The sequence below is a fragment of the Tsukamurella soli genome (assembly GCF_039541155.1).
GTDB classification, from domain to species: domain Bacteria; phylum Actinomycetota; class Actinomycetes; order Mycobacteriales; family Mycobacteriaceae; genus Tsukamurella; species Tsukamurella soli.
The window spans coordinates 1-16159 of the sequence record NZ_BAABFR010000109.1; the positions used below are offsets into that span (position 1 = coordinate 1).

The following is a 16159-nucleotide window of genomic DNA, read 5'->3' on the forward strand; positions in this document are numbered from 1 at the left end:
CCTGCCGCGGCGCCGATCCGCCGCGGTCGCGGTCGCGGTCGCAGGCGTCGGCGGCATCGCGCTGCCCGGCTGGTCGGCTCGCTGGCCACCGCGCTGATCACGGGGTGGCTTGTGGGTCGCGATCGGGCGCCCGGAGTGGATCCGGCGGTCGCGGCCGGCCGTGACGAGCGAACTGCCGACCACGCTCCGTGCGCGCCTCGCACTCGGCGCGGCGACAGCCCGCGAGGATCTGGTGGAGGCCGGCTCGTTCCTGGCGCTCGGTGCCGCCTTCGCCGCCGCGCTGCATGTGCTGGTGCCGCAGGACTGGTACCGCAACCTGGCGGGCAACATGCTGCCGGCGGGCGTCGTGATGGTGGCGCTCGCGATCGTGCTGGCCCTGTGTTCGGAGGCCGACGCATTCGTGACGGCCTCGACGTCCGCGCTGCCGCTGATGCCGCGCATCGTGTTTCTGGTGGTGGGGCCGGCCGTCGACGTCGAGCTGATGACGATGCAGGCGGGAACCGACGGTCGCGGGTTCGTCGCGCGGTTCGCCCCGCTGGCACTACTGGTGACCGTCGTGTGCGGGACCGCCGCGGGGACCGCGATCCTGGGTTGGCGGTGACCTGAGTGAACCGCACCGCACAGAATCTGCTGCTCCTGCTGTTCGGCGCGGCGGTCACCGTCGTCGCCTCGACCGGCACGCACTTGAACTACGTGCGCCCCGCGATGCTGCCCTTCCTGCTGGCGTCCGGGGTGGTGATCCTGGCACTGGCCGGCTTCGGGACGGCCGCCGACGTACGGCGCCGGGCCCGACGGTGCCGTTCCCCCGCCTCCACTGGGAGCGAGTTCGGCGTCCGCTCCGATCTCCGCGGCGGTGTCCGAGGACATGGAGTCGTTCCCCCGCTGCCACCCGGCACCGCACCGGCACTGTCGGTGTACGACTTCCAGAACCGAGCGGTCAGCGACTCGACGCACGCGCTGGACAGGAGCGACGTCACCCTGACCGGATTCGTGGTCCACCGTGGGACGGACGTTCTACTCGGCCGCCTGATGATCTGGTGCTGCGTGGCGGACGCCCGGACGATCGAGGTGTCACTTCGCGGTCCTCAGGTCACAGCGCCTGCCGGGCAATGGATCTCGGCGGTTCTGCGGCTGATTCCGGGTTCGGCGACATCGGGCAACGACTTCACGCCGGCCGCGACGGTGCGGTCGTGGAGGGCCGTGCCGACCCGACGAAGCAGTACGACTACTGACCGCTCGCCGAAGTACCGGTCCGGATCTCGGTCTGAGCGTGGCCGGATGGTCGGATTCCCTGGTTTCGGGGCTGTTCCACCGAGATTCTGACCAGCGTCGGCGGGAGTCAGTGCGCCGCAGTGCCCTCCGGGTCCGCCCCGGCCCGGCGCAGGAAGGTGAGGACGTCGCGGGTGACCGGGTCGGCGATGTCTGCGAACGCCGAGTGCTTCGACAGGAAGCCTGCGACCAGCGGGCACACCGGCACCGCCCGCAGCCCCCGTGCGCGGACGTCGGTGAGCGCCTGCTCGACCAGCTCGGATGCCAGCCCTCGCCCGCCGAACTGCGGAAACACCTCTGTATGGTAGAAGATCCGCTGCTGCGCACGGTCTTTGAACGCGGTGAAGCCCGCGAGGTCACCGTCGACGGCGATCTCGTAGCGATGTTGCGTCTCGTTGAGGTCTACCGTCACGGCCATGGGTCAGTTCCTCCTGGATCGGGGCTTCAGATGAGTGGTCGGGAGCGGCGGTGCCGGGAGCGCATCGTCGGGCTCCCACCCGCCAACGGTGCCGAACCGGCCCGGGTCGTCGGCGCGCCCGGTGCGGGCCTCCCACGCGGCACGGTACTCGACGATCTCCTCGTGGGTGCGGCCGACGAAGTTCCACCACATCACGAGGTCCTCCGTGAAGGGCGTGCCCCCCAAGAGGATCGCGCGCGCCTCGCCCTCGGTGGGGTTGGCGATATCGAGGGTGCGGCGCCCGGGGCCGACGAACCCGAGATCCCCACGGCGCAGCGGGATCCCGTTGATCGTCAGCGCAAGAGTGTCCAGCAGCAGGGCGTGCTCGAAGTCACCGTCGACCTCGAGCACGGCCTGTGCGCCGGGGGCGAGCAGGAGTTCGGCACCGAGCAGCGGCGTAGCTGTCACGGCCGGGGACGTCTGTCCGGCGAGCGCGCCGATGAAGACGCGGCCCGTGACGCCCGGCGCGATCTCGAACTCCTCAGGCGCATAATGCTGAAAACCGTTGGGTCCGTTGCGGACCGCGTCGGGAAGCGCGATCCATAGCTGGACGCCGTGCAGGCGCGTGGTGCTCGGCGTCGACACCTCGGAGTGGCTGATGCCGTGACCGGCCGACATGAGGTTGAGCTCCCCCGGCAACACCAGCGCGTGGACGCCCGCACTATCGCGGTGCTCGACGTCTCCCTCGAACAGCCAGCTGACGGTCTGCAACCCGGTGTGCGGGTGCGGCGGGACATTCATTCCGCCCGTCTCGGAGACGTCGTCGGGGCCGTAGTGGTCGGCGAAACACCAGGCACCCACCATGCTGCGGCCTCGGGTCGGGAGCGTTCGACGCACCGTCATCGCCCGGGGGCCGCCCAGAGGCACGATGCGGGGTTCGATCACCTCGACCGCTGCATTCGCGACGCCGGCCGAGCACGCCACTTCGGCAGGCTGCGCCTCGACGTTGCTCACGTCCGCTAGCGTACCGACTATGAGTGGGCCGAGGGTGTTCATCGACAAGGCGACGCCCTCCGCCTACGGAGCCCTGACCGCAGTATCGACCGCGGTGGCCCAGGCATGGGCGGACGCCGGCCTGACACCCGCTCAGATCGAGCTGCTCAACATGCGGTGCTCGCAGATCAACGGGTGCGGCTTCTGCCTCAGCCTGCACGCCGAGCGCGCATTGCACGCCGGCGTGACGCAACAGCAACTCGCGGTGCTCCCGGCCTGGCGCGAAGCGCGGGAGCTGTTCGACGACGTGACGACCGCGCTGTTGGAGACGGCCGAGCTGGTGACGGAGCTCCAGGGCGAGGACACCGCCGACCTCGCCTACGACCGTGCCGGCGACGTGCTGACAGAGGAGCAGATGTCCGTGGCGATCTGGGCGGCGATCACGATCGGCGCGTTCAACCGGGTGTCGATCCTGAGCCGGCACCACGTGCGGGCGCGGGTATGGCGACTGCCGTAGTCGGTTCGGAGCCTCTCGGCCCGTACCGTGTCAGGCGTCGGAGTCCGACAACAGATCACCGACCAGCTCGGCCGCGACACCGACTACGACGGCGAGTCGTTCTTCGTGCGCCACTGCTACTTCACCGGTGGTAACGATCCGTACAAGCGGCTCCGCACGGGCCTCGAGGCCGATATCGATGAGGAGGCGTGGGAGAGCCTGTATCAGACGGTGTCCCGCCCGTTCGACCGCCCGGAGACCGGCAAGATCGCCATCAAGGTGATCAACGACTACGGCGACGAGGTCATGAAGGTCATCGACGTGTAGACAGATTTTGCCCTGCGCTGCCCACGCTCTCACCCGGCGCTGTCGCGCGCGAACATCTCGTCGATGAGTTCGGGGACGATGGTACCAAGAACCTCACTCACGGCGACGAGAGTCGAGAGGCGCGGATTGGACGGCGACTTGGTCCGCCGGTTGACCCAACCGCTCTCCAACAACTGGTAGTGATTGCGGGCGATCCCCGCCCGGTCGGCCACGTCCCACTGCGTGAGTCCCTTTGCCAACCGGAGCGTCTGTAAGCGGATTGCGAGGATGCCCGCGAGCTGGCGCTCGAACTCGGACTCATCCCCTGCACTCACACCCCCAACGGTTGGGCACGTGCCGTTCGCCGTCGACCATCTTTAGACGGCTTCCTTAGGACGCCCGTCTCGAAATCGTCAGGCGCGCTGCCGACGCCGCGAAGATCGCGGCGGTTCGACTGCACGCACTCAGACCTCCACGAACCCCCCGACCGGGAGGATCTCCAGCGGAACGGTGCCGAAACCGTCGGGCCCGATCATCCGGGCCGACATCTGCTGCCCCATCTCCGTCAGCAGCATCTCGTGTATTTGGATCGCCCGGCGCGGCTTCGCGTCGATGGCGAACTGGATCGCCTCACCGAGCTTGACCCACGGACCGCTGGTGGGCACGAGCAGCGTATCGATCGCGACGTCGGGAACGAAGAACGTGTCCCCCGGGTGATACACCGCGCCGCCGATCAGGAACGCGGCATTGGGAGTCTGCGGCTGATCGCCGTAGATGAAGGCGTGCGGCTCGATGAACGCCTGGACCGCGATGCCGGCGACGGTGAACTCGTCGCCGGTCGAGACCTCCGTGACCCCGTCCAACTCCCCGGCGACACTGCCGGGCGCATACACGGGCAGGCCGGGTCGCGCGGCGAGTTCGGCGCGGATGGCGTCGGCGTCATAGTGATCGAAGTGGTCATGCGTGATGAGCACGGCGTCGGCCGAGCGAAGCAGCTCGACACGCTCCTCGGTGAACGTGCCCGGGTCGACGAGGATCGTGGTGCCGCCAGACTCGATGGTTACGCACGCATGGCCGTATTTCGTGAGCTTCATTCTGTCCCGCCTCCGGAGATAACAGCGATTACGGTCCGAGCCTACTCGCCAAGGGAGACAAGCACACTCGGGCATCATTCGAATCAGTGTGCCATATTTCTCGCATATGTTCGATATCAGGTGTAAGCTGGATCACGACAGGGAGGAGGCGGAGATGGCGCCCACGACGACGACCAGCGGGCACGAGTATCTATGCCGACTCGTGGCGTTCGAACAGGCGGTGGCGGATCTTGCGGAGGCCGATCCATCCGACCTCACCCCCGACGACGCGATAGTGCGCATCGAGCGGGGCGCGCGCGGGCTCACGGCGGCGGGCACCCTGATCGCCGCGACCGCCGCCCGGCTCGGGCTGCCGAGGCGACTGGGTTGCAAGAACCTCGAGCAACTGCTGGTCGCCGCGCTGCGGATGTCCGGCGCCGAAGCCGCCGCCCGCGTCCAGGCGGTGAAGTTCCGCGCCTGCGCTTCCACTCCCACCGGAGAATCAGTGGAGCCGGTGCACCCCCTGATCGCCCAGGCACAACTCGACGGCGACCTGTCCGACACACACGGGCGTGCCGTAGAGAAGGCGAGCGAACGCTGCCGGCGACGCCTCACCGGCGATGAATTGGACCAGCTCGAACACATCCTCGTCTCCCTCGGCCGCGAGGCGACGCCCGAGACCGTCACCAAGGCCGGCAAGCACGCCGCCGACCTGATCGACCCCGACGGCGGCGAGCCCGACCCCGACGAGGCCGACCGCGCGCTCGACGTGACGCCGCAGGACGACGACGGACTGTCCGAGATGCGGGGCACGCTCGACGCCGGATTGCGGGCACTGCTCGACGCCGCGTTCGCCAAGCGGGCACAGCCGGGTGTGAACAACCCCGCCGATCCGGCATCGCCCGACGACGCCGCGGCCGCCTCCGATGCCGACCTGTCCGCGGCCGCGACACGGGACGAGCGGACCGCCACCCAGCGCCGACACGACGCGCTCAAGCGCGCCCTCGAGCTGGGGCTCGCGTCCGACGCTGTGGGCGCGCACCGCGGGCTGCCCGCCGTCGTGGTCGCCACGATGAGCATCGACCAGCTGACCTCGCTCGCGGGCACAGCAACCACCGCCACCGGCGGCGCTCTGCCGGTCATCGAGGCACTCCGCCTCGCGGGCGGGCACCCGCGTTATCTCGTACTCCAGTCGATGCAGGGACGGCCGCTGCGACTCGGTCGCTCGAAGCGGCCGGCGTCCGCAGACCAGCGGATCGCCCTCATTGCGACCGAAAAGGGATGCAGCGCACCGGGATGCGACGTACCACCTGCGTACTGCGCCGTGCATCACATGCACGAGTGGACCCCGGATGACAGTGCCAGAGACGCTGCGGCGCAGGGGAACGCGCCACGGGGTGGCGCGTTTCGCGGTAGCCCCGACAGTGCAGGCCAGGTGGAGGGTGGTCTCACCGACATCGAGAACCTCCTGTTGGTCGGCCGCAACGAATACGCGGATGGCGGCGAGGCCCGCGATACAGCATTCACGCTGAGGCAGCGACCGCCCTGAGCCCAGGTCCGAGACCATCACCCGTCCGCGAGCGACAGGTACACTTCGGGTACAGGACGTACTGCTGACGGCGATGCAGCACCGGCTCGGAGGGGACACTCGAACCATGACCGCAGCACCTGAGCACTCCGACCTGCACGACCTCGTCGACAGGCTCAGCCCGTCTCAGGCCGACGCCGTGCGCGCTGTCCTCCTTCAGCTCGTCGCCCCCCAGCACGATGCCACCACATCTCCATCACAACCGCGAAAGCTGGCGTTCATCGCCGCCGGTGCCTCCAGCACGGGGATAACTCCACGAATCGACGCGTTGCTCTCTGAAGGCTTCGGCCGCGACTGAGGGTACAGCCGAAATCACATGTTGATCGTGGACACCGGCGTGCTGGTCGCCGCCACGGACCGGAGCGACCCGCACCACACATCCTGCGCCCGCCTTCTCGAAGCCGAGACCGAGCAGTTGGTCACCACGGCCATGGTGATCGCCGAGAGCGCCTACCTCATCGACCGCGAACTAGGCCCACAAGCCGAAGCAACTCTCTACCAGTCGATCACCGACGGCCAGCTGCGAATCGACGCACTCACCACACAGGACTGGCAACGCGTCCACGACCTGGTCATCGACTACGCGAACCTTCGACTCGGCGGCACTGACGCCAGCCTGATCGCACTCGCGGAGCGCCACCGAACGCAGCGGATCGCAACACTGAATCTGCGCCACTTCGCCGTCGTTCGCCCCTCCCACATCGACGCCTTCACTTTGCTCCCATCGGCTCACTCGTAGCCGCTCGATCCGTCCGGCTGTGAACCCTGGCACCGGACACACACCAGACATCGCCGGCCTGCCGACCCCACCTCGGCCAGGTGACGAACGCTCCGAATGGGGTGCTGTTAACGACTTGTCGGCAACCTCACGTTCGCCTGCGATGCCCGCCACGCCACCGTCGGTGCCGAAAGCAACCACACCGCACCGGTTCAACACGGGCCATAATACGCAGGGCGAGCCGGATGGAGCCATCCTCGAATCGATGGCGGAGTGGCCCACGTCAATCACACCCACGACTGCACGGAGCTGTACCGGCAGGCCGTCGAACACTGGGAGGCCACCCGCGGCGGCTGGTTGCGCAGCCCTCCACGAACGAGCGTGGGCCGGAGCCGAAGACGCGGCCTACCGCACACAGGTCGGACCGATCCACGACGACATCGCGGCCATCCTCGACGGGCCCGCGGGACCCGTGATCCTCGAGCAACTGCTCGCTCAACACGACCTCCACGCGCAGTGGGAGGACACCGCCGCCGGCATGGACGCGGCGACCGAGGCGACAAATACGTCGAGCCGCGGCCTCCGCGAGAACCGCAGTGCGCCAAGGACACCCGTCACCTGCGCGAGAGCCCCCGCCCACGACGGCGAGGTCTGTGCCACTGAACCACCAGGCTGACCGCACCGGAGGCGGGCCGAGCAGGCCCGGGCTCGGCGGGCTCGAGCTCGGCGGGTTTGGACTCAGGACTCGGCAGGCCGCGGGATCAGAGGCTCAGGTCCGGACTCGGGGCGCTCACGACTTCGGGGCGCTCACGACTCAGCGGAGGATGCGCTGCATGTATACGAGGTCGAGCCACCTGCCGAATTTGGTTCCCACCTCGGGCATCTGGCCGACGACTCCGAACCCGAGCTTGCGGTGCAGTGCCACCGACGCCAGGTTGCCTGCCTCGATCGCGGCGACGATGACGTGCACGTCGGCGCCCTGGGCACGGACGACGAGTTCTCGCATCAGCGCCTCGGCGATGCCACGGCGGTAGAAGCTCTCGCTGACGTACACCGAGTTCTCGACTGTGTGCCGATACCCCGGGAGGGCGCGGTAAGGGCCGAAGGTCGCATAGCCGGCGACGGCACCGTCGACGATCGCGACCAACACCGGGAACCCGGCACCTATGCGCTCCTCGAACCAGCGTCTGCGGCCGTCGAGGTCCGACAGCACCTCGGTCCAGACCGCGGTGGAGTTCGCCACCGCGTCGTTGTAGATGGCGAGGATCGCCGGAAGGTCATCGGCGGTCGCGTCCCGGATCTCCATGCGCAAACGATAGGCCCCGGGGAAGCCGAAGATGCGTCGGGTGTCGGGAGCGCCGCCGGATCGCAGGCGGCCCGCCGGATCACTCCCCGGGGTAGATGCGCGGCAGATCCGACGCCCGGCCCTCGAACTGCGCCGGGCGCTTCTCCAGGAACGCCGCCACGCCCTCCTTACCATCGCCTATCGACGTGTAGAACATCGCGAGCGAGTCGGACAGGTGCGCGTCGAGGGGGTGCGACGCGGCCGAGTTGCGGCGCAGCATCTGCCGGGCGAGCGCAAGCGCCACCGGCGACCGCCCGACGACCCACGACCGCGCGAGGTCGAGCGCGGCCTCGACCAGGTCGTCGGGCTCGTGCACCGACCGGACGAGCCCGCCGCGCAGGGCCTCGGCACCGTCGAATATGTCTGCCGAGTACACCCAGTCGAGCGCCTGCGCGAGCCCGACGAGGCGCGGGAGGAACCACGTCGACGTCGCCTCGGGCACCACGCCGAGCCGCCCGAATACGAAGCCGATACGAGCCTTGGTCGAGGCCAAGCGGGCATCCATCGCGAGGGTCATCGTGACACCGATTCCGACGGCGGCGCCGTTGATCGCGGCGATCACCGGCTTCGGTAGGGCGTGGATCGCGAGGGTGACCTTGCCGCCGGTGTCCCGGATACCGTCCTCGTACGGCGGCTCGTCGAAGTGCGCGTAGAACTCCTCCGGTGTGGGCCGCAGCGACTCGTCGAGCCCGAACACATTGCCCTCGCCGCTCAGGTCCATGCCCGCGCAGAAGGCACGGCCCGCGCCGGTCACGACCACCGCGCGAATGCCGTCGTCGTGCGCGTCGACGGTGAAGAAACGCAGGAGCTCTCGCGCCATCGTCAGGTCGAAGGCGTTCAGCGCGTCGGGGCGGTCGAGGGTGAGGAGGGCGATACCGTCACCGTCGACGGAAACGCTGAGCGTCTCGTACCCCTCGGGCTCGCGAGCGGCCTGCTCGGCGGGGCTGTGCTGGTTCACTATTCGACCTCACAATGTTCGTCGTGTCAGGCGGGGCGGGTGGGCACGACGGTACGCCCCGCCACCGTCGACGCCCCCGCCCGGCGCGCTCGCCGCCAACCGCGCGAGATGTCTCATGTGGGAACCTGGCTGCTAGGCTGCTACCGGTCCGATCCGCCTGCCGGTCAGCGCGCGGAGCGGTCCGCTGCCTCCTTAGCTCAGTGGTAGAGCACCGCTCTTGTAATCGAGTGTTTCATCGTTCCCCCAAGTCGCAGGGTTCCGCCTCGGTAGCGTGACCTGCGCATTCAGTGCGCCGTCACCGTCTCTGATCGCCCCTTGCGTGTCGCTTCCGTGTCACTCCGCGTGTCGAAGAACGGGCCTGCTACCTGGTCCGATGGCGATCACCGTGTCACTCTGGTCGACCGAACGCGCCGCGCTCGTCAACTGGCCCCACCGCCGTGCACCATCCCGCCCCATGAACCACTCCGAACCCGCCGCCTGGACCGCCGGCCGCGACGCCGCCCGCACCCTCCGCCGCGAACTGCCGAACCTCACCGCCACGGACGCCGGAACCTATCTCCCCGCCGCCCTCCACCCCGATGACGCCGACGCGTGGCTCAGAGGCTTCCGCTCCGCCCTCTGACCCCGTCCCGGTCCGCCGACCCCGGCCGGGTGCCCGCACCGGCACCGGCGGCGGGGCATGGGACAGGCCCCGTACCCCACGAGGTGCGGGGCCTGTTGCGGGCTATGCATGCGCCGATCGAGGTGCCAGCGGATTGATCCAGTCTCCGTCCGTGATCCCCGGCAGGAAGCTACCTCCGGTGCCGCAGGGCAGGGAACCGTGCGGATCGCACGGCTCCGCGGCCGGCCACCCCGGATGCACCGGGTCGCATCCGGCCCGCGGCCAACCGCGAACTGCGACATCCCACGAGCTCGCGGTAGGGACCTGGCGGGCGTCTCGCACCCAGAAAGTGTGGCCCTGGACGATGACGAACCGGTGGCACCCGTCCAACGCGGTGAACGAGCTGACGGGTGTGGGCGTCCCAGCAGCATACGCGGGCACGAACGCCCACACCGTGCACGTCAGCACGGCACCCGCGCCGGCCGCCGCGGCAGCCAGCGGGACGGGCGGCCGGGTGCAGCGCCGCGCGGCGGTGCGGATCCTGTTGAGTGCATTCATTTCAGCTACCTCCTGTGGGTGTTGCCGTGACCGTGACGGTGCGCGTCACGGGCGGTGGATAGGCGCTCGTCCCGCGCGGGTGAGCCGGGTGGAAACTGGCCCAGATCACGACGACCAGCAGAGCCGCGGCCACGGCCCAGACCAGTGCGCGGATCGGGTGCCGGCGGGTGGTGTCGCGGAGATGTGTGCGGACGCGGCTCATGCTGCACCCCACGTGCACTCGGTCTCGGGCGCCGGATCGGGCTCAATCACGGGATCGACGACGGGGGCGGTCACGGGGGTCTCGCCGCTCGGCGCCAGACCGAGCTGCTGCTCCAGTGCGGCGACGCCGCGGAGTCGCTCGACCGCGTCCCGAGTCGCGCGCGGCGTGGTCGAGGCTGCAGTGTCCCGCCCGCCGCGGGTCCACGCCGCGGAGATCAGCTGCTGCACCGCCGCGGTCACGGCCCGGCGGGATGCGCCCGCATCCACCAGCGCGATCACCCGCCCGGCGTCTGCGACGGTGTCGGGCGGCAGGGTTCCGGTCGCCGCGGCGACGGCGAGGAGCCGGGCGATGCGCTCCGGGTGAGGGGTGCTGTTGTCGGACATGGGGTCTCCATCTCGTCGTGTGTAGCTCGGGCTGTAGCCGGGTCTGTGGGGGTATCTGTGGCGGTCGTTGTAGCGCGCCGTGTAGCGGGAATCGGACACGCACCCGGCGTGCACATCTGGCGCGGAAACGCATACAGGGTGCGCAAACTCGCGTGCGCGCGCGTAGGGCTCTCTCGCGTGTCCGGAGGACTCGGCCCGGCGGAGTGGGCGAATCGGACACCGGCGGTGTGTGGCTGTAGCGCGCTCACTGCACGGCCTCCAGCATGTGCACAGCCCAGGTGCCGTCGGCGCCCTGGACGAGGTCTTGGCCGCGAGCAGACGCCAGGTGCTCGACGGGGGCCAGCAGGCGGGCCACCGATGCCGGCCGGACGCCGAGCCCGCGGGCGAGGGCGCTGCGCGTGACGCCACCGACCAGGAGCCACGCGGCGTACTGGGCGACGGCCGCATCGACCTGCGCCTGCGCGCGCCGGTAGGCGATGAACGCGGCGAACGCCTCCCGCGGGGACGCGGGGTGCCGGTCGGCGCGGTTCATCACGGCCTGCAGGGCCGCGGTGGAGCCCGCTACCGCGGTGACGACGGCGCGGGCGGCAGGGCCGATAGAGTCGCCGTACGCGGTGCGGGATGTGCTGTCGCGATCGCGGATCTGGATGGACATCTGGTCGGTCTCCTAGTAGCTGCGGGGCGCGAAGTGGGTGGTGAGATCGATGGGGTCGTAGCCGCCCTCATAGGCATCGGAGAGCGGGTCGAACCGGGCGTGCTCGCCGATCGGCACGACGCGCCCAGTGGCGTGATCCAGGCGATCGAGCGGCACCGGATGGAGTACCGCGACGGTCGGGTCGTCACCGCGCTTGCCGGCGCTCAGGGACAACGCCTGCCAGTCGTCCGGAGCATCCGGACCGGGCCGCCAGCCGAACCGGATCGTCGGTGGGACGTGCGCCAACGTGGCTCGCGTCTGCACCCAGGATTCGCGGATCTCGGCGGACAAGTTCTGGTACTTCTGGTGCGTCGGATCGCTGAATTCCCTTCCCTCAGGCTCGATCCCAGGCGTGTACCCGTAGAAGCCACGGGCGATCACCGGTCGGCCCCGGTGATCGGTGAGGAGCAGGCCTGGCGAGTCCGTCGGAATGCTCGCGCCCAGCTCGGCGGCGCGGTCGCGCATCGCTGCCGGGAACAGCCTCCCCACGGATCCGGAGCCGCTCGCGCCCTCGGTCGGACGGCCGACGGACACGCGGAAACTGGCGGCCTGCGCGATCCCACCCGGCAAGCTCGCCGTCAACGCATTCTGGGTGATCAACAGCAGATGGATTCCGACGCTGCGGCCCACCTGCAGCGCGTTGGTGACGACGCGCTCCACCTCGCTGCGAGCGGCCTTGTCGGCCGGGTCGGTGCTCTGGTCCAACTCGGTCATCAGCTGCCCGAACTCGTCGACGACTACCAGGATCGGCTGCACCGGGAGGTCTGCGATCCCGTGCCTCCGCTGCAGGATGTTCTGCACCGCCAGGCGGCGCTTCATCTCCACCTGAGCCCACAGCAACAGCCGGAAGATGGTGGCTTTCGAGGTCGAGATGTGCACACAACCGGGGAGCCAATCCTGCACCAGTTCACCATTTTTCGGGTCACCGATCGCGAGCAGTCCGCCCTGCACGGTCCAGGCCGTCATGGCACCGCGCACCCACCGAGACTTGCCACTGCCGGGTGCGCCTACCAGCACGCCGTGAGGTACAGCTGCCGGACGGATCTCGATCCTCTCCAGCCGGTCGCCCGCGAGGGTGACACCGACCGGCAGGGCGATCCGCTTGCCCACTGCGATGGCCTGCTCCGGCGTCGTCGGTCGGTACAGTGAGCGCGGCCAGAGCGGCACCATCTGCGGCAGCGTCTCGGCTGGCACGGTGCACAGCCGGATACGCAGATGGGTACCCTCCGCCTCGCACGCCAGCTCCGGGCACCGGAACAGACTCCGGAGCGAGCCCACGGTCTTCACCGCCGCATCGACGCCGACCCCACCCGGAAGCTTGACCAGAACCTCGGGGCCGCGAGGCCCCACCGACAGCTCCAGGACCTCCGGATACAGCACCTTCCCATCGCTCCGCTTCACCGTCAGACCCGCACGCTCCCAGAGCAACCGGCGCACGTGTGCGGGATCGCCGGTAGCCACGGCAAGGGCGGTCTTCCCCGCCACACGCCACGGTGTCAGGGGATCCTCGCCGACGATCTCGCGGGTGAGCGTGAATCGGCTCGCGTCGATGAACGCGACCATCGTCTGACCCCACCGCCGGGCCTCCGCCGCACGCTGCACCGCGGCCGCCGCTGCGGGCAGGTCGGTGCCCATCGGCACCCGGATCTGGACCCGGATCCCCGTCGGACCATGGGGCACCGCCCGCCCACGGGACCCGCCAGGCAGGCCCAGCGCGGCGGTGCCAGCGGGCGTCGAGAACGCGCGGTTCCACTCGCTGAGCACGTGCTCCTGCGGGGTCTCGCGGACCGTCTCCGTCGTGGTCTCCGGACCCCGCACAGCACCCGCGCGTGCGACCCGCTCGGCGAGGTCTGCGAGCTCCTGCGCCTCGGCCTGCAGGATCCGATCCTGGACAGCTCTGGCGTCGGCGGCGGCCTCCCTCTCCACCACCGGATCCGGGTCCTGCGCAGCGGGCTCCGGCGTCGCCCGTCGGGTCCGCGACGGCCGGGATGCTGGGCTCGGCGCAGGGGTCGGATCTGGCTTGTCGGGGGTGTCGCCGAGGCCGAACATGGCGGCGAAGTCGCTCATAGTTAGAAGTCCCAGTCCTCTGGTGCTGGTGCGGCAGCGGGGCCCACGGGCCCCTTCCCGGTCGGCTTCCCCGGTGTGTTGCTGAACCGTGCGTAGATGCGGCCGGATGCGTGATCGGTGAGGAATCCGTCGCCGATCGATCGCACACGAAGCTCCCGCAGAAGCGGGCCCGCGGCCGAGTTCAGCGACGTCGCGGTCTTCGAGATGTCGTGCACATCCCACGTGACCGTGCAGTCTCCCGCCGCGTCGCTGGACACGCTCGCGATCGAGGCCCACGGTGTGAACGCGCCGGTATCGGATGTGGTTCCGAGCCGCAACGCCTGCGCCACGCGGGACCACGCGGCCCGCGTCGGACCGTCCCGGCCATCGATCCCGAGCATCACTGCAGCCGCGCTGCTTTCGGGAGCCTCGTGCCCCCGCGTGAGCCCGAGAGCGTGTGCCTCACCGCGATCGAGCTGCGGCTCGGCGGGGGTCGGTCGGCCGGCCCGCTCGGCGGCCGATGCCGCCTCCTGCCACCGCGCGTCGGCGAGGGAGAATCCCTGCGCGACGTTCTCCAACCACAGGTACCTGCGGTACACCGCGTAGGCCACCAGCCCGGCCGGAACCGCCGCGAGGATCACCCCACCCAACCCCCACAGGCCGCCGAGGATCAGCAGCCCGATCGGGATGCCGAACCCCGCCACCGAGCGCTCGCCAGCGGCCTTGGCGCGCAGCTCACCAGCGGCGGGACCCTGCAGATCGCGGTGCGCCGGAAGGGCGTCCGGGCGCTCCGGATCGTTGCGGCACAGCGCCACCAGGGAGACGATCACCAGGCCCAGACCGATCCAGGTCTGCCACCGGCCCAACGCGGTAGCGAGAGTGAGATACGGGCCCGGTGCGGTGCTCTCCACGCTCGGCATCGACGGCGCCACGGTGGTGGCGAAGGTATCGCAATCGCCGAAAATCCGCTGCCCCGTTGCGCTCCGAACGCAGGGACCATCTGGCTCCCCCATGCCTGTCGCGGGCGCCGGCGCCGTGGTGGTCGGCTGGGTGGGCTTGCCCTGCATGCACGCCTCGAACTGCGGCAGCGGCAGGCTCCACGAGCACGCGCTCGGACGCGGTGCTGAGGCGGCGTGGGCGGGCAGCGCGACGGCCACGGCGAGGAGCGCGACGAGGCCAATACACACGCTGACCAGCAGGAGCTTGTCACGTCCCGTCGGGTGGATCTGGGTCATGCGACCAAGAGTCCGGCATTCGCACACGGTGTGCAACAGTGAGAGCTGCTGTACAGCAACAGTTCTGACGCACCAGGCGGCGCAGGACAGTGCGTGACGGTCGATGTCGCAACACAGATCCGATTCGGACGCCGAGGGCCCGGGTGTGCGTCCGACGAGGTGGCTCGTGTCGTCGGGGGCGTTCTCCAGCAGCCGGAGGCAGTCTGTGGCGGTGCGTGACGCGAGACAAGCTGCGTCGGGCCGAGGAGAGGAGCGAAATGGCAGACAGGAGAGTCGGATACAGGGCGAGAGAGGTTGCGGCGATGAGTGGGGTCGGACTCCGCACGGTGCAGAGGAAGATCGCCGACGGGACGCTGGTGGCGCACCGCTGCGGCGCAGCGGTGCTGGTGTACCCGGAGGACCTGCGGGAGTGGCTGGACGGCCTGCCCCGCGTCGGTGGAGGTGATGCCGCGTGACCGCCCAGGCTCTGGCGCGGGCGGCCCAGCGCGCGGCGGCGACGGCGATCGAGGCGGGCGCGGGTGCGGAGGTGCGAAGGGCGGCTTTCGAGGCGCTGGCGATGGGCGCGGCGGTGCTGTCCGATGAGGAGATCGAGGCGGTCGCGGACCTGGTCGTGCGGGAGTGGGATGCGGTCCGGATTGAGAGCAGGTGGGCGGCATGATCCGCACCGTGAGCGAGGTCGAGGCGCACAGCCGCGCGGCGATCGAGCTCGCCGTCGAGTGCAGCGACAGCACCACGGCGCTGGCGGCCTACGCCGGCGCGGTCGCGGCTGCCGGAGTCACGCGGGCGCTGACCGGCACCCGGCTCGCCGACGCGCTGGTGCACACCGTGGCCGGCAACCCGCTGTTCCTCACCGCACACCGCCAGCTGTCGCTCGCGGACCGGCGCGCAGTCGGACGGTGGACGCGGGAGGAGTGGCCGCGGATCAGCCAGTCCGCCAGCGGAATCCAGGCCGTCGCCGAGGTCCTCGGCGAGCCCGTGACGGCGGCGGACCACGTCGCTGCGGCGCACCGGATGGCGGCTCGCCAGCTGGCCCAGGAGCACAACCGAGGTGCGGCCGGGGTGGTGCACTGCGGGGTCATCGCGGAGACGCGGTGGTGGGCCACGGAGGAGGGCGCGGATCCGCTCAATGTCTACCGCACGCTGCTGATGGGGGATCCCCTCGCCGCGCACGCGGCGGATGAGCTCGGCGTCGTCGCGGCGGTCGGGCTCGCCGCGTGGATCCGAGATGGTTGGAGCTGCGTGATCGCGCGGGCAAGCGAGCTGCTGAACGCGGGGAGCGTCGGATGAGCTGGACCAG

Annotated in this window: 22 protein-coding genes; 11 read left to right on the forward strand and 11 right to left on the reverse strand. The window is 70.0% G+C overall.

Going from position 1 to position 16159, the window contains the following annotated elements:
• The first annotated feature begins 160 nt into the window (after positions 1 to 160).
• Together ABD908_RS22835 and ABD908_RS22840 are read left to right on the forward strand one after the other, a co-directional pair.
• Positions 161 to 601 carry a permease gene (locus tag ABD908_RS22835; protein WP_345000346.1) on the forward strand — a complete coding sequence of 147 codons (441 nt, stop codon included), beginning with the start codon at positions 161 to 163 and terminating at the stop codon, positions 599 to 601.
• A gap of 5 nt (positions 602 to 606) precedes the next feature.
• Complete coding sequence (locus ABD908_RS22840; RefSeq protein ID WP_345000348.1) at positions 607 to 1323, forward strand: TIGR03943 family putative permease subunit; 717 nt, start codon at positions 607 to 609, stop codon at positions 1321 to 1323.
• Between the two features lie 16 nt (positions 1324 to 1339).
• On the opposite strand, the gene ABD908_RS22845 is transcribed toward ABD908_RS22840, so the two are convergent.
• Together ABD908_RS22845 and ABD908_RS22850 are read right to left on the reverse strand one after the other, a co-directional pair.
• Positions 1340 to 1687: a GNAT family N-acetyltransferase gene (locus tag ABD908_RS22845; RefSeq protein ID WP_345000349.1), complete on the reverse strand. Its 348-nt coding sequence runs from the start codon at positions 1685 to 1687 to the stop codon at positions 1340 to 1342.
• A gap of 3 nt (positions 1688 to 1690) precedes the next feature.
• The gene (locus ABD908_RS22850; protein WP_345000351.1) at positions 1691 to 2680 is read right to left on the reverse strand and encodes a pirin family protein; all 990 of its coding nucleotides are present in this window, start codon (positions 2678 to 2680) and stop codon (positions 1691 to 1693) included.
• 19 nt (positions 2681 to 2699) lie between these two features.
• Here ABD908_RS22850 and ABD908_RS22855 point away from each other — a divergent pair, with 19 nt between their 5' ends.
• Both ABD908_RS22855 and ABD908_RS22860 read left to right on the forward strand, forming a co-directional pair.
• A complete protein-coding gene (locus ABD908_RS22855; protein ID WP_345000353.1) occupies positions 2700 to 3176 on the forward strand; it encodes a carboxymuconolactone decarboxylase family protein in 477 nt (158 codons plus the stop codon).
• A gap of 27 nt (positions 3177 to 3203) precedes the next feature.
• Positions 3204 to 3482: a hypothetical protein gene (locus ABD908_RS22860; protein ID WP_345000355.1), complete on the forward strand. Its 279-nt coding sequence runs from the start codon at positions 3204 to 3206 to the stop codon at positions 3480 to 3482.
• A 29-nt stretch (positions 3483 to 3511) separates the two neighbouring features.
• Here the strand turns inward: ABD908_RS22860 and ABD908_RS22865 are convergent, their stop codons facing one another.
• Together ABD908_RS22865 and ABD908_RS22870 are read right to left on the reverse strand one after the other, a co-directional pair.
• Entirely contained in the window at positions 3512 to 3796 is a 285-nt protein-coding gene (locus ABD908_RS22865; RefSeq protein ID WP_345000357.1) for a helix-turn-helix domain-containing protein, read from the reverse strand.
• A gap of 129 nt (positions 3797 to 3925) precedes the next feature.
• Positions 3926 to 4555 (reverse strand): MBL fold metallo-hydrolase, encoded by a 630-nt coding sequence (locus tag ABD908_RS22870; protein WP_345000359.1) that lies wholly within the window; start codon positions 4553 to 4555, stop codon positions 3926 to 3928.
• Positions 4556 to 4709: 154 nt separating this feature from the next.
• Here ABD908_RS22870 and ABD908_RS22875 point away from each other — a divergent pair, with 154 nt between their 5' ends.
• From ABD908_RS22875 to ABD908_RS22885, 3 genes are all read left to right on the forward strand, one after another.
• A complete protein-coding gene (locus ABD908_RS22875) occupies positions 4710 to 6083 on the forward strand; it encodes a DUF222 domain-containing protein (RefSeq protein WP_345000361.1) in 1374 nt (457 codons plus the stop codon).
• Positions 6084 to 6189: 106 nt separating this feature from the next.
• On the forward strand, positions 6190 to 6420 hold the full coding sequence (locus tag ABD908_RS22880; protein ID WP_345000363.1) for a hypothetical protein: 231 nt from the start codon (positions 6190 to 6192) through the stop codon (positions 6418 to 6420).
• Positions 6421 to 6438: 18 nt separating this feature from the next.
• Complete coding sequence (locus tag ABD908_RS22885; protein ID WP_345000365.1) at positions 6439 to 6861, forward strand: type II toxin-antitoxin system VapC family toxin; 423 nt, start codon at positions 6439 to 6441, stop codon at positions 6859 to 6861.
• A 793-nt stretch (positions 6862 to 7654) separates the two neighbouring features.
• Here ABD908_RS22885 and ABD908_RS22890 read toward each other — a convergent pair.
• Together ABD908_RS22890 and ABD908_RS22895 are read right to left on the reverse strand one after the other, a co-directional pair.
• Positions 7655 to 8146: a GNAT family N-acetyltransferase gene (locus ABD908_RS22890; RefSeq protein ID WP_345000367.1), complete on the reverse strand. Its 492-nt coding sequence runs from the start codon at positions 8144 to 8146 to the stop codon at positions 7655 to 7657.
• 79 nt (positions 8147 to 8225) lie between these two features.
• Positions 8226 to 9143, reverse strand: a complete 918-nt coding sequence (locus ABD908_RS22895; RefSeq protein WP_345000369.1) for a crotonase/enoyl-CoA hydratase family protein — start codon at positions 9141 to 9143, stop codon at positions 8226 to 8228.
• Positions 9144 to 9597: 454 nt separating this feature from the next.
• Here ABD908_RS22895 and ABD908_RS22900 point away from each other — a divergent pair, with 454 nt between their 5' ends.
• On the forward strand, positions 9598 to 9765 hold the full coding sequence (locus ABD908_RS22900) for a hypothetical protein (RefSeq protein WP_345000370.1): 168 nt from the start codon (positions 9598 to 9600) through the stop codon (positions 9763 to 9765).
• 102 nt (positions 9766 to 9867) lie between these two features.
• On the opposite strand, the gene ABD908_RS22905 is transcribed toward ABD908_RS22900, so the two are convergent.
• The 5 genes from ABD908_RS22905 to ABD908_RS22925 form a co-directional block, all read right to left on the reverse strand.
• Complete coding sequence (locus tag ABD908_RS22905) at positions 9868 to 10302, reverse strand: hypothetical protein (protein ID WP_345000372.1); 435 nt, start codon at positions 10300 to 10302, stop codon at positions 9868 to 9870.
• Between the two features lie 198 nt (positions 10303 to 10500).
• On the reverse strand, positions 10501 to 10887 hold the full coding sequence (locus ABD908_RS22910) for a hypothetical protein (protein ID WP_345000374.1): 387 nt from the start codon (positions 10885 to 10887) through the stop codon (positions 10501 to 10503).
• Positions 10888 to 11131: 244 nt separating this feature from the next.
• Entirely contained in the window at positions 11132 to 11542 is a 411-nt protein-coding gene (locus ABD908_RS22915) for a hypothetical protein (RefSeq protein WP_345000376.1), read from the reverse strand.
• A 12-nt stretch (positions 11543 to 11554) separates the two neighbouring features.
• Complete coding sequence (locus tag ABD908_RS22920; RefSeq protein WP_345000378.1) at positions 11555 to 13648, reverse strand: type IV secretory system conjugative DNA transfer family protein; 2094 nt, start codon at positions 13646 to 13648, stop codon at positions 11555 to 11557.
• A gap of 2 nt (positions 13649 to 13650) precedes the next feature.
• The gene (locus tag ABD908_RS22925) at positions 13651 to 14862 is read right to left on the reverse strand and encodes a hypothetical protein (protein WP_345000380.1); all 1212 of its coding nucleotides are present in this window, start codon (positions 14860 to 14862) and stop codon (positions 13651 to 13653) included.
• Positions 14863 to 15119: 257 nt separating this feature from the next.
• Between ABD908_RS22925 and ABD908_RS22930 the strand changes: the two genes are divergently transcribed.
• From ABD908_RS22930 to ABD908_RS22940, 3 genes are read left to right on the forward strand one after another with little or no spacing between them, the layout of a single operon-like run.
• Positions 15120 to 15317: a helix-turn-helix domain-containing protein gene (locus ABD908_RS22930; RefSeq protein WP_345000382.1), complete on the forward strand. Its 198-nt coding sequence runs from the start codon at positions 15120 to 15122 to the stop codon at positions 15315 to 15317.
• Positions 15314 to 15520 carry a hypothetical protein gene (locus ABD908_RS22935; protein ID WP_345000384.1) on the forward strand — a complete coding sequence of 69 codons (207 nt, stop codon included), beginning with the start codon at positions 15314 to 15316 and terminating at the stop codon, positions 15518 to 15520. Before ABD908_RS22930 ends, ABD908_RS22935 begins: the two co-directional genes overlap by 4 nt.
• Positions 15517 to 16149, forward strand: a complete 633-nt coding sequence (locus tag ABD908_RS22940; protein WP_345000386.1) for a hypothetical protein — start codon at positions 15517 to 15519, stop codon at positions 16147 to 16149. Before ABD908_RS22935 ends, ABD908_RS22940 begins: the two co-directional genes overlap by 4 nt.
• Positions 16150 to 16159: the final 10 nt, after the last annotated feature.